A 12,335-nucleotide genomic window follows, 5' to 3' on the forward strand; every position below is an offset into this window, starting at 1 on the left:
GTGGTGTAAACGTGGTGGAATGCGTGGCTACTGTGGAGTTTTGAACTGCTGTTTTTCTTCGGCGAAAAACACGCCAACATTTTGAGATTTATTTTTGGGTGGGGTCGGTCGGGTTCTGTGGGGGTGGGATGGGGGTGCCCTGATGGAAGGTTATCTGCCATTGGCCGTTGACGTGCGTCCAGATGGAGCTGCGGCGTGAGTGGAGGATGGGTTCTCCGTTGGCGTTGAATCTGGTGGCGCGGTAGGTTGCCAGGATGATGGTGGGGGATAGCTCCCGAATGGCGAAGTCTGTCAGCAGGGAGGCTGGTCGGGGTGTTTCGCTCTTCAGGTCTTCGAGGATGGAGGCTTTGTCGAAGATACGGCCGGAGGCGCCGAACTCGATGAAGTCTTCGGCGATGAGTTGGGATACGAGTGGCGTATTTCGTCTCACGGCTGGGTCGAGGAGACGTTCTTCGAGTTGCCTGAGTTGGTCGGCTGTATTCATACTGTTCAGCATGCAGAGTAATACACAGCGGGGTGGCCTCTGGCGATGTCTGCTGTCTTCGTCGGCGGCGTGCTTCGTTTTGTTCGGGTGGCTGCGGGTTGGGACCGCACAGTCTGCTGCTTCTGATGTGCCGGAAGAAGCAGCGTTGAATACCTACTCGACGCTGGTGCAGGTTCCCGCACTTGTTCGCAGCAAGGACGGAAAGCTGGTTTTTACGCTCACGGCTGGCGACTTTCAGCTGACCGATGACGGAGTACCGCAGAAGCTTAGGCTCGAAGAAGACACGGGTGGCGAGCCGCTTGCTCTTGTTGTTGTGATTGAGACTGGCGGTGCTGGTGCTCGCGTGTTCAACAAGTACGATTCTCTGGCTCCCGGATTGGGGCCGATGCTGGGGTCGATTGTTGGGAATGTGCCGCATCGGGTTGCCGTTGTTACGTTTGACAGTCAGCCGACGCTGCTCCAAGATTTCACGACCAAGATCGATGTTGCTGCGGATGCGATCGAGAGTTTGCGGCCAGATTGCACGCGGCAACACCACTTGGAGCATTGTGCGTCGCTTTTGGCGATTCATGATGTTGGGTTGGGAGATAACGGGGCTGCGATTCTTGATAGTTTGGGGTTCTCCGTCGATCTGCTTCGTAAGCAGCCGGTGGGATATCGCCGGGCCATTCTGCTGATTAGCGAGACGCTCGACCGGGGGAGCCATATGACGCTGGAAGAGGCGCTGCGGGCGGTCAGCGATACGAATACGACGATCTATAGCATCGGCTTTTCGACAGGGAAGTCTGAGGCGGCGCACTATGCGGCGAGGGAGCTTCCGACGCAGCCGGGAAAGCCGCATGGGAACTTGTTATCGCTGGAGAATCATCACCCTAATCCTCCCGGCGGATGCATGGCGAAGGATCCGAACCCCGATCCAGATGCTTCGCACAACAAGGCGGTGCAGTTCTATGACTGCATGACGCAGCTTGCCCCTCCGTTGGCGTTGGCGAAGATGGCGGCGATTGTAGCGACGGATGGATTGAAGCAGAATGTACCTGAGACGGTGGCTCATTTGACCGGCGGCGAATACTTCAACATGTCTGATCCGAAGCATCTTGAGCGCGATCTTGCGGCGATCTCGAATGACATTCCAAATCGATATATTTTGAGCTTTCAGCCGCAGTCGCCGCATGCCGGACTGCATGCGCTGAGCCTGAAGCTGCCGGATTATTCGGGTATGGCGATTACCGCGAGGGGAAGTTATTGGGCGGATTCGTCTGGGCCGGGAAAGTAGGGGAATGTCCTCTCAGGCTAAGCTGTGTCCTTTCGCTGGTGGGGACAAGGCTTCTGAAACAAGCAACGGAGTAAACAGGCCACGACGTAAAACAGGCAACGACGAGATACGGGGATCGTTTACTGCGTTCAGGATGACGGCCTAGAACAGGGCAAAGACGTAAACAGGCAGCGGCAAGATTTAAAACAAACGACAGCAAAGACGTAGGACAGCAAGGACGCGGGCACAAGTGGAGACGGAGATCTTGAGGTTCTTAGATTGACACGAAAGGGTAGCGATGGATCGTTGGTGGAGCAGGCGAGAGTTTTTGGGCAGGGCTACAGCTTCGGCGGCCTCGGTTGCGATGGCGAACCAAGGCTTGAGTGCTCTGGCGTACGGTGCGGGTAAGTCGGGTCTACAGGGACGATTCCTGACGCATGTTTCGATTGTGCGGGTGAACCAGATTGAGGTGACTCCTACGCGTTCGATCGGGGAGGATGAGGCTGCAGATAATCGGCCCGAGCGTATCAAGTCGCGGCGGGAGGCTTTTGAGCGCGGGTGTCCGGATGGAAGGATGACGTGGGCGATCAGCTGGCTGGCTCTGATTGATACACGTGAGGAGTACAAGGAGGCGAGGCGGCTGCTGGTGTCGTATCACGAGCGGTATGGCGATGAGATTACGTTTATTCCGGGCGGGTACTTTGCGCCGATGTATAACACTCGCGAAGATAACCGGAAGACGATTCACAAGGCGCTACAGCTGATCTCCGAGATGGTTGGCAATCGATATCGGCCGCAGTGTTTGGTGGCGGGCTTTATGGATGCGGAGAACCAAAACTTTCTCGCAACGGAGGAGGGCATTCATGTGTGCCAGGGGCAGATATGGAGTCAGCATGGGATTGATAATGGCGATGGTGACGGTGGCATCTGCTATCCGTATTATCCGAGCCGTGAGCATTATCTGAAGCCTGCGCAGGGAGCAGCGGATTTTATTGATTGTGTCTGTCTCGATGGGTGGACCTGCGATTTTCTGACGGCTCGCCGCGAGGGTTTTCAGGGTGGGTTCAATAGCCGGTTGGGCGTGGGGCCGATTGAGGCGGTGGGGAATCTGGGCAAGGTGGCGGGGCGGAAGGAGATGATGGATACTACCGCGATCCATTTTGATCAGGGCCATGCTTTGAATGGATTCGGCTGGGTGACGGCGATCTGGGAGGTGTCGATCGGCCACGATGAGGATCTTGCGTGGTGGCTGGAGGCGGTGAAGACCAGATGGCCGGATATGCAGGCGATGACGGAGGGTGCGTTTGGACTGGAGTGGAGGAAGCATACGCCGAATAACGAGCTGCTTAACTATCGGTTCGATGAGAAGGGGACAGGTGCGCCTGGTTCGGAGAAGGATTTGGAGATTCGGTGGTTTATGAATCGGGAGTTTCGGCTGGCGTTGTTGAGTAAGTGGGAGACGGGCGGGCCGCCGATGGTGATCGACTTTACTCGGTATGATCTGCCGGCGCATGAACCGCAGACGCTGCAGCGGGAGTGGAGTTTGATGAATGTGCTGAATCAGAAGGGGACGCGGCCGCAGGATAAGCCGGTGCGGTTGGCGCAGTTGAGTGCTGATGATCAGCGGCGAATTTATGCGCGGTATCCGGGGTTGGCGTCTGAAGTTTTCGTGAAGACTGGGAGTCGGCTGTAGCAGGAGCGCTTTTGCGATGAAGAATCTCTTTGAAGCAGCGACGGTGGAAGAAGTGAAGGAGCGGATGGCTCTGCTGAGCACTGATAGTGCTCGGCACTGGGGCAAGATGACTTCGGCGCAGGCGATGGAGCATTGTGCGAGGGGCATGGAGTTGGCGTTAGGGGATCGGCGTCCGTCGCGGGTGCTGATCGGGAGGATTCTTGGGCCGGTGATAAAGCCGATAGCGTTTCGCGACGGCGAGCCGATGCGTAGGAATTCGCCGACAGTGCCGGGGCTGGTGGTGATGGAGGAGACGGACCTTGCACAGGGGCGAGAGCGGCTTTGTGGGCTGGTCGATCGCTTTGTTGCGAGTGGGCCGGGGGGATGTACTGACCATCCGCATAGTTTTTTCGGGCGGCTTACGCCGGATGAGTGGTCGGCTTGGATGTATAAGCATTTGGATCATCATCTGCGGCAGTTTGGGGTTTAGGCGTGCGGGATTTGGAGTCTGGAGGATGGGATGTCCAATGACTTGTGGTGTGACTACGTGGCCTTTTTCAACATGGGCTGGAGCTTCCAGTAGGTGGCGGAGCGCCAAAGCCACTCTACCGGGCCAAACTCGAAGGCCCGGAGCCACAGGGTGCTAAGGGTTAGATTGATGACCCAGACACTAAGTAGCACATAGTTGACCTGGTAGTAATCGAGTTTTCCGAAGAGCTTCCACGGTCCCCAGAGAAAGACGAACTGGCACAGAACAGAGGTCAGGAGATAGTTGGTGAGGGCGGTCTGCCCTACGGCCGCTATCGGGCGTAACAGTCGATGGAAGGTGCGGGTCTTGATGACGATAAGGAGCGTAGCCGTGACTGCGAGTCCACCAGCCAATTCCGTTAGCGGATACGGGAGATAGACCCATTTGTAGATCGTCAGGAAGAAGAATCCGCTTTCGTATGCCTTCCAGATTCCTATGACGTAAACGGGTATCGAGACGAGAAAGCCAAGCAGGGCTGTCCAGAGATAGGTGCCGTACGAGAGTTCGGCGAGAAGAAAGCCGGTTTTGTAGAGTCCCATGCCAATCAACATGGCTCCCACACTTTCAGGGATAGTGAAAAACGGACTTCGCGAAGCAAAACTCTTCTCGTAGTTGAAGCCTTGATCGATCAGGTGATTGAGATAACCGACGTGCGCATCGGCGATCTCTTCGTCAATTTTCTGCTTGCTTACTTCGTGTTTTTTTACCATCTCATTCCATTGCTGCTCTACCTTTTTCTGCTCCGGCGTAAGTGGATGTCCTGCATTTTGGGCGGTAACGACGTTGGCAGCTTTGCTGCTCAACCGGAGTGCCTGCGCCAAACCTGTGAATTGGAGCACTCCGTAGGTCCAGAAGACGAGGAGGAGCAAAGAGCCGGCAGTGAAAAGCGTTTTGGACTTTAGCTTTCGACAGGGATAGAGGAAAAGAAGCGCGGCCGAACCGTACTGGAGGAGAATATCTCCATCCCAAATAAAGGTGCCGTGAAGCAGTCCGAGAACAACCAGCCACATGTTACGGCGAAGATAGATGTCCGCCACCTTATCGGCTGCTCCACGGCGTTCGGCGCGATCCGTCAACAGAACGACGCCTGCACCGAAGAGCATGGAGAACAAGAAGCGCATCTTTCCCTCAAAGAACATCCATTTGATGAACAGGACGATGAGGTTGAGGTGCGCGTGAGGGCCTGTGAATGCAGGGTTTGGAGGGATGTCGTGAAGAAACAGCGGTCCACCAAAGTCGTCGATGTTGAGGATAAGGATGCCGAGCAGAGCGAATCCGCGCAACGTGTCAATGCTGGAGATGCGTTCTGCCCGTTTAACGGGGGCTACGGCGTGGGGAGGTCCAGCAAGCTCTTCTTCCGTGCCGACAGGGAGATAGGAGTCTTGTGTGGAGGCAGGTGTCGCAATCAATGTCAATGTACAGCCCTCGTTCAAGCGCGATCTTGTGCGAGTATGCTTGTCGTTTCAAACCAGCATCAGGCATGGTGTGAACAGCGCGACGAACACTCGTGTCTGTACAACAATCGCGCTTGTGTTTTATTCCCGAGGTGCGCGGTGGGGGTTCCTTTTGTCGGGCGGGTGGATGTACTGATCACCCGTATAGTCTCTTTGCTCAGCTACTCCGGAGTGGTGGTCGGCTTGGAAGCATAAGCATCTGGACCATCCTCTGCGGCAGTTCGGGGTTTAGGAGAGGTCCAAGAGCTTTGTTTTGTGGCTTGCGAACTGTATGTTTTTGCTGTACAGTTTGGTCGTGTCCGAAGCTTCTGTTCAACTCGATCCGGATTCGGTAGTTCCGACCTACCGTCAGATTGTTGATCAGATCCGACTCCATATCGATCAAGGGGCGCTTTCTTCCGGCGATTCGCTTCCTTCGGTGCGTAGCCTTGCAACGCAATTAGGGATTCACTTCAATACGGCTGCGGAGGCTTATCGAGAGCTTGCCGAAGAGGGGTGGATTGAGTTGAACCATGGAAAACGTGCTGTGGTTCGTGCGGCCCGATCTGTTCCGGCGTTGAAGACTGTTGAAGCGGAAGGTTTGCGTCAGCGGCTTCGCAACCTCGTCGCGGAGATGCGTCTTAAGGGCATTGCCGACAAAACAATTGAATGGGATGTGATGACTACTCTTCAGAGGTGAGATATGTATCTGACTGGCTTGTTGGGGTGGATCGTTTTTTCGCTTTGCATGGTTCTTGTGATTCTGGTTTTCCTGGTGCAAAGACGTCGATCGTTGGCTCTCGATCGGGAACCACATCAGGTGGTGCGTCTTGCCAGCTTGAAGAGCACAACGGAGGAGTCAGGGAATGGATGGCGGATTGGGTTGCTCTCCACTCTCTTACCTATGGCCGGAACTGCCTCGCTGCTGGCGGAGCGATGGCAGGCCATTCCGTCTAGGGTTCCGATTCATTGGGGTTTGGCCGGTGATCCGAACGGATGGGCGGCGCGAAGTATTGGAAGCATCTTCGGTCTGTTGTTTGCCAACTTCGTCATGGTGCTTGTTTTTGGATTTATTGGGGAGTCGGTTGGGAGATCGTCACCTGGACACGATGGGCGCACGAACGTGATTCGAGCGACGAAAGGCGTTCTGCTTGCCTGCGCATGGATGGTTACGATTTTGTACTGCGGGACTAGTCTCCTGCCGGTCGCTCACGATCCATCGAAGCTGATTCCGCTTGTTGCAATCGCGGAAACAGCCTTCATTGTGGGGATGCTGGGTTTTGTTGCCTTTCGCTGGCTGCAGATGCCGAAGGCCCTTGCGGCGGCGCAAGACAGCACCGATCCGCGGTTCTGGAAGGCCGGCATTGTGTATTACAACCCTACGGATAGTGCCCTGTGGGTTCCGAAACGATTTGGGTTCGGCTACTCTTTGAATTTTGGGCGACCGGTCTCGTGGCTGGTTCTGGGCTTAATTCTTCTTATGCCGGTTGCGATACTTTTCTTCGTTTAGCCGGACGTGATAACTGACCTTCTATTTTTTTGTGTTGGCTAGTTTCTTTTGGGTTTCGAGGAAGCGGCGGACGCGGTCGAGGGTGCGGGATTTGCCGAAGACTACCATGCTTTCGAGGAGGGGTGGGGACATGGTGCTTCCGGTGAGGATCGCGCGGAGGAGCATGAAGTTTTCTTTGACGGACCACTGCTTTTCTTCGCCTAGTTTTTTTAGGGCGGGCTCCAGGGCTTCGTGGGTCCAGTCGGTGGCTTCGAGGACGGTGAGCTGCTCGGCGGCGAAGGCGATGGTTTCTTCGGGAGTGCGCTTTTTGGGGACGAAGACTTCGGCTGGCGGCATGATGTCGTCGGCGAAGAGGAAGTGGGTGAGGTTGCCGAACTCGCCGAGGGTTTCGATGCGGGTTTGGACTAGTGGGGCGATCTGTTGGAGGTAGGCGTCGCTGAGGATGGTCTCGCGGAGGGCTGCGTAGAACTTCTCGGGTGTGAGGGCGCGGATGTATTCGCCGTTTAGCCACTTGAGTTTAGTCAGGTCGAAGACGGGGCCGCCGAGGCGGATGTTTTTGACGTCGAAGCGGGTGACCATGTCGGGGAGGGTGAAGATGTCGGTTTCGCTTTGCTTGGTGGCGGCTTGTGTGGGTGTGGATTCGGTGGTGGGCGCGGGCATGCCGCCGCCCATGAGGCCGAGGAAGTTGATCATGGCTTCGGGGAGGAAGCCGGCCTGGCGGTAGTAGATGAGGGAGACGGGATTTTTGCGCTTGGAGATTTTCGATTTGTCGAGATTGCGCAGAAGGGGCATGTGCCAGAAGCGGGGGATCTGCCAGCCGAAGGCTTTGTAGAGGAGGACGTGTTTGGGGGTGGAGGAGATCCACTCTTCGGCGCGGATGACGTCGGTGATGCGCATGAGGTGGTCGTCGACGACGTTGGCGAGGTGGTAGGTGGGGAAGCCGTCGGACTTCATGAGGACCTGGTCGTCGACGTTAGAGTGCTCGAAGCGGATGGGGCCACGGAGCTCGTCGCGGAACTCGGTGAAGGCGGGGTCGCCGGCGGGGACTTTGAGGCGGACGGTGTAGGCGCGGCCTTCGGCGAGGTAGGCGTCGATTTGTGACTGGGAGAGTTCGCGGTGGGCTCCGTCGTAGCGAGGGGGGAGTTTGGCGGCGATCTGGCGCTGTCTCAGAGCCTCCAATTCTTCGGGGGTTTCGAAAGAGCGGTAGGCGGTGCCGTTGGCGAGGAGGAGTTCGACGTGCTCGCGGTAGATTTCGGTGCGTTCTGATTGGCGATAGGGGCCATAGGGGCCGCCGAGGTCGGGGCCCTCGTCCCAGGTGAGGCCAAGCCAGCGGAGGGAGTTGAAGATCTCCTGCTCGGAGGTGGCGACGAAGCGGGCGCGGTCGGTGTCCTCGATGCGGAGGACGAATTTGCCGTTGCGCTGGCGGGCGTAGAGGTAGTTGATGAGGCCGATGTAGGCGGTGCCTACGTGTGGGTCGCCTGTGGGGGAGGGAGCGATGCGGACGCGGATGGGGGCTTCGGTGGTGCTAGTGCTATTCGTCATAAAGGCCAAGCGTTAATGCTAGCAGAAGGGTGTTGGATTTTTGTTCGCGGAGTGGTGAGTGCCGGGCACGATGTTTATTGGGGGAGTTTGAGGGTGTTGATGAGGGCGGCTAGTGCGGCTGGTTGGTTGCGACGGCTAGGGTAGTAGAGGAAATAGCCGGGGAAGGTTGGGCACCAGTCTTTGAGGACTTGGATGAGGTGGCCATCGGAGATCATTTTGGCGATGGATTGTTCCATGGCGGTTCCAATTCCTACTCCGTTCAGGACTGCCTGGATGACGTGGTCTGGATCGTCGAAGGTTACGGGGCCTTGCGGATTGACGGTGAGGGCTTTGCGAGCTTTTTCGAACTCCCAGCGGTAGATGCCGGTGCTGAAACGAAAACCGATGCAGGCGTGGTCTTTGAGGTCGCGAGGGGTGCGGGGGATTTTGTGGGATTTGAAGTACTCTGGTGAGCCTACAACTGCGAGGCGCATGTCTTTGGTGACGCGGACGGCGATCATGTCGCGCTGGATGTATTCACCGATCTGGATGCCTGCGTCGTATTGGTGGGCCACGAGGTCGACGGGATCGTTTGATGAGGTGACTTCGAGAGTTATTTCGGGGTAGGTGCGGGCGAAGTGGGCTAGTTTTGGGAGGAGCACCAGGTAGGTCGCGGTGCGAGGGATTACGAGCCGAATGCGGCCTGCGGGACTTTCTTTTTGCTTTCGCACTTCGGCTAGTGAGAGTTCGATTCGTTCCAGAGCGGGGTTGAGGTTTCGAAGAAGAGCAGTGCCGGTGGCGGTGGGGGATACGCTTCGGGTAGTTCGCGCGAGGAGTTGAAGGCCTAGTCTCTTTTCGAGGGCTCGCATGGAGTGGCTTATGGCCGATTGAGACATTCCGAGTCGGGCGGCGGCGCGGGTGAAACTTCGCTCTTCGGCGACGGTGGCGAAGGTAGCCAGGTCGTTGAGGTCGTTCTTCATGATTTATGAATTTTACTCATAAATTCTTCCGATGGAATCTATCTAGTCTCATGAACGAATCAGGCCTAGACTTGAACTCAGTCGCGCGATGGTGCGGACGCACGTAGCGCTGGCTTGGGTTTTTAGGAGACGAGACAATGCAAAAGAGGATTTTGGGGAAGAGTGGACTCGAGGTATCGGCGTTGGGTTTTGGCTGCATGGGCTTGAGCTCTGGGCTGGGGCCGGCGACCGAGAAGCAGGAAGCGATTAAGGTGATTCGCGCTGCGGTTGAAGGGGGCGTCACCTTTTTTGATACTGCGGAGGTGTATGGGCCTCTGGTGAACGAGGAACTGGTTGGTGAGGCATTGGCGCCGTTTCGTGGTGAGGTGAAGATTGCGACGAAGTTTGGCTTCAGGGCGAATCCAGCGGATGGCGATAAGTGGAATGCGCTCGATAGCCGACCGGAGCACATCAAGGAAGTGGCTGAGGCTTCGCTGAAGCGCTTGAAGGTGGATGCACTTGATCTGTTCTATCAACATCGGGTTGATCTGGAAGTTCCGATCGAAGAAGTTGCTGGTGCGGTGAAGGAGCTTATCAGCGAAGGCAAGGTGAAGCACTTCGGTATGTCCGAGGCGAGTGCGAAGACGATTCGACGCGCGCATGCGGTTCAACCTGTTACGGCTTTGCAGAGCGAGTATTCGCTCTGGTGGAGAGAGCCTGAGAAGGAGGTCCTGCCTACGCTGGAGGAGCTGGGGATTGGATTTGTGCCGTTCAGCCCGTTGGGTAGGGGATTTCTTACTGGGGCGATCGATGAGACGACGACGTTTCCGGGCAATGATATCCGGAACAGCCTTCCGCGTTTCAATGCTGAAGCGCGTAAGGCGAACCAGCAGGTGGTTGAGACACTAGGCCGGATTGCAGATAACAAGCTTGCGACACGGGCACAGATTGCGCTGGCCTGGTTACTTGCGCAGAAGCCGTGGATTGTGCCGATTCCTGGGACAACCAAGCTGCATCGGTTGGAAGAGAATCTTGGGGCAGCGAATGTTGCGTTGTCTGCGCAGGACTTGAAGGATATTCAGAGCGCTTTTTCCGGCATTGAGGTGCAGGGGGAGCGGTATCCCGAGGCGCTGCAGAAGATGGTTGGCCGGTAAAACCTGGCGATAGAGGTGGCGTTGTTGGGCACGCCACCCTTGATCGTGGGAGTTGGATTTTATGCTGACTGCTACTTGAGTTCGCGGACCCAAATGTTGCGGAAGCTGATGGGTTCGCTCTTGTCGCCGTGGGCCTGCAGTTTGATGGGTGCTGTGTCGTATTTTTTGTAGAAGGGCTGGCCGACGTAGCGGGTTTCGCCTTTTAGCTCGAAGTGATTTTGGACGAGAACGCCGTTGAAGAAGACGGTGGCGTAGGCGGGTGTCTTGACGGAGCCATCGTCGTTGAAGGTTGGAGCGGTCCAGATTACGTTGTAGCTCTGCCACTCGCCGGGTTTGCGGGCGGGATTTGCGAGTGGGATGGCCTGCTTGTAGATGCTGCCGGCCTGACCGTTGACGTAGGTTTTGTTGTTGTAGGAGTCGAGGATCTGAAGCTCGTAGCCGGCGTCGCCGGTGCCGGTGGAGGCGAGGAAGACGCCGCTGTTGCCGCGTGCCTGATCGGTGCCGGTAATGTTCTCGGGGATACGCCACTCGATGTGGAGCTGGTAGTTCTTGAAGTTGCGCTTGGTTTCGATGTTGCCGGAGCCTGGCGCTTTGCTGACGGTGAGGATGCCGTCGGCGACGGTCCATTGGGCTGGGGACTTGTCTTTGGTGGAGACCCATTGGTCGAGATTTTTGCCGTCGAAGAGGACGATTGCGTCGGATGGAGGCGCGGAGTCGGTGGCGCCGGGTGTGACGATCGGTGGGACGGGCTCATACACTTCTGTGTCTTGGTGCTTTGGAGCCGCTGGCTGTTGCGCGGGGAGGGTGGTGGCGAGGGAAGTCAGGATTACGAGGGCTGAGAGGTTCAAATGGGAATGGCGCATGATTTTAATGAGGGTATACCTTATGTGGCTCAATCATGGTCATCGTTGGGTGGGATTCGCTGTGGGAGCATCGACGGCAATTGCGGTGCAGGGACGTTTGAGGTGCATGCTTTTTAAATGACAATGTCCTCGATTGTCTGCAAGGTCTTGCAACTTCGCAGAGTGCGTATGCGTGCTATCTCTTTTGTTTCGAGTGAACGGGTTTGGCAAATGACGTGCATAAGTGTTTGTGCTCCAAGGGTTAGCGCACGACTAATTTCCCTTTGCACGTGAGTTCTTTTTCGGCCCCCTTCGGTTTCTTGCACGTCGGCCCCGCCTTAAAAAAATCGCAACCTAGGAGAACCAACTATATGAAGATTTTGCACATCGCCGCTGCGACCGCGATTGGGCTTTTTGTCCCTTGCGCGCTTCACGCAGCGTCCCTCTGCCCTGCAGTCGGTGACGCAACTGCCGGTTGCGATCTCGTCATCACCGTTACGAACAGCGGAACCACGGTAGCGACAGGGCCGAGCTTTACGCTTGCCGGTGGAACCTACGATGGCTCTGATGACACGCTCATCGGAATCATCAATAACTCAACCAGCGCTCTAAGTTCGATTAGTCTCAGTTCCTCCACGGACATCTTCGGTTTCGATGGCGATGGCATCGACACCTTTGGTGTTACCGGCAACTCAAAAGATACAAGCGGTTATGGTGGTCCGGACACTTTCTTCTCGGGGATCAATCTCTCTGCGACGGCTGGGACGGTGGATTTCGTTACGCCGCTTGCTGCCGGCGGAGGGAATACCTTTTTCTCACTCGAAGAAGCGCTCGTACCGTCTCAGGTGGTGGTAACACCCCCAGCCCCCGCGGTGCCTGAGCCGAGCACGCTGGTTTTGCTCGGAACCGGGCTTGTAGGTTTGTGTGGGGCGGTGAGACGACGGTTCGCTATCTAGTCCTGCCTTTTGTTGACTTC

At 56.5% G+C, this 12,335-nt stretch carries 12 protein-coding genes; 7 read left to right on the top strand and 5 right to left on the bottom strand.

What is annotated here, in order from left to right; translation table 11 throughout:
• Positions 1–88: 88 nt before the first annotated feature.
• Positions 89–484: a DUF4440 domain-containing protein gene (locus RBB76_RS19000; protein WP_429629265.1), complete on the bottom strand. Its 396-nt coding sequence runs from the start codon at positions 482–484 to the stop codon at positions 89–91.
• Positions 485–494: 10 nt separating this feature from the next.
• Here RBB76_RS19000 and RBB76_RS19005 point away from each other — a divergent pair, with 10 nt between their 5' ends.
• The 3 genes from RBB76_RS19005 to RBB76_RS19015 all read left to right on the top strand — a co-directional run bounded on the left by RBB76_RS19005 (position 495) and on the right by RBB76_RS19015 (position 3,901).
• Positions 495–1,760, top strand: coding sequence for a VWA domain-containing protein (locus RBB76_RS19005; protein WP_429629266.1), 1,266 nt, complete (start codon positions 495–497; stop codon positions 1,758–1,760).
• A gap of 277 nt (positions 1,761–2,037) precedes the next feature.
• Positions 2,038–3,432: a DUF3863 domain-containing protein gene (locus RBB76_RS19010; RefSeq protein ID WP_429629267.1), complete on the top strand. Its 1,395-nt coding sequence runs from the start codon at positions 2,038–2,040 to the stop codon at positions 3,430–3,432.
• A gap of 16 nt (positions 3,433–3,448) precedes the next feature.
• The gene (locus RBB76_RS19015) at positions 3,449–3,901 is read left to right on the top strand and encodes a DUF1569 domain-containing protein (RefSeq protein WP_429629268.1); all 453 of its coding nucleotides are present in this window, start codon (positions 3,449–3,451) and stop codon (positions 3,899–3,901) included.
• 53 nt (positions 3,902–3,954) lie between these two features.
• Here the strand turns inward: RBB76_RS19015 and RBB76_RS19020 are convergent, their stop codons facing one another.
• The gene (locus tag RBB76_RS19020) at positions 3,955–5,355 is read right to left on the bottom strand and encodes a DUF418 domain-containing protein (RefSeq protein WP_429629269.1); all 1,401 of its coding nucleotides are present in this window, start codon (positions 5,353–5,355) and stop codon (positions 3,955–3,957) included.
• Positions 5,356–5,689: 334 nt separating this feature from the next.
• On the opposite strand from RBB76_RS19020, the gene RBB76_RS19025 reads away from it, so the two are divergent.
• Together RBB76_RS19025 and RBB76_RS19030 are read left to right on the top strand one after the other, a co-directional pair.
• Positions 5,690–6,073, top strand: coding sequence for a GntR family transcriptional regulator (locus tag RBB76_RS19025; protein WP_429629270.1), 384 nt, complete (start codon positions 5,690–5,692; stop codon positions 6,071–6,073).
• A gap of 138 nt (positions 6,074–6,211) precedes the next feature.
• Positions 6,212–6,883, top strand: coding sequence for a DUF5808 domain-containing protein (locus RBB76_RS19030; RefSeq protein ID WP_429629271.1), 672 nt, complete (start codon positions 6,212–6,214; stop codon positions 6,881–6,883).
• Between the two features lie 21 nt (positions 6,884–6,904).
• On the opposite strand, the gene gltX is transcribed toward RBB76_RS19030, so the two are convergent.
• Both gltX and RBB76_RS19040 read right to left on the bottom strand, forming a co-directional pair.
• On the bottom strand, positions 6,905–8,425 hold the full coding sequence (gene gltX / locus RBB76_RS19035; RefSeq protein WP_429629272.1) for a glutamate--tRNA ligase: 1,521 nt from the start codon (positions 8,423–8,425) through the stop codon (positions 6,905–6,907).
• Positions 8,426–8,499: 74 nt separating this feature from the next.
• Positions 8,500–9,384: a LysR family transcriptional regulator gene (locus RBB76_RS19040; RefSeq protein WP_429629273.1), complete on the bottom strand. Its 885-nt coding sequence runs from the start codon at positions 9,382–9,384 to the stop codon at positions 8,500–8,502.
• Positions 9,385–9,521: 137 nt separating this feature from the next.
• Between RBB76_RS19040 and RBB76_RS19045 the strand changes: the two genes are divergently transcribed.
• Entirely contained in the window at positions 9,522–10,517 is a 996-nt protein-coding gene (locus tag RBB76_RS19045; protein ID WP_429629274.1) for an aldo/keto reductase, read from the top strand.
• A gap of 71 nt (positions 10,518–10,588) precedes the next feature.
• On the opposite strand, the gene RBB76_RS19050 is transcribed toward RBB76_RS19045, so the two are convergent.
• Positions 10,589–11,380 carry a 3-keto-disaccharide hydrolase gene (locus RBB76_RS19050; protein ID WP_429629275.1) on the bottom strand — a complete coding sequence of 264 codons (792 nt, stop codon included), beginning with the start codon at positions 11,378–11,380 and terminating at the stop codon, positions 10,589–10,591.
• A gap of 350 nt (positions 11,381–11,730) precedes the next feature.
• Here RBB76_RS19050 and RBB76_RS19055 point away from each other — a divergent pair, with 350 nt between their 5' ends.
• Positions 11,731–12,315 carry a PEP-CTERM sorting domain-containing protein gene (locus RBB76_RS19055; protein ID WP_429629276.1) on the top strand — a complete coding sequence of 195 codons (585 nt, stop codon included), beginning with the start codon at positions 11,731–11,733 and terminating at the stop codon, positions 12,313–12,315.
• Positions 12,316–12,335 lie beyond the last annotated feature (20 nt).

The sequence above is a fragment of the Tunturiibacter psychrotolerans genome (genome assembly GCF_051013365.1).
Classification (GTDB): domain Bacteria; phylum Acidobacteriota; class Terriglobia; order Terriglobales; family Acidobacteriaceae; genus Edaphobacter; species Edaphobacter psychrotolerans_A.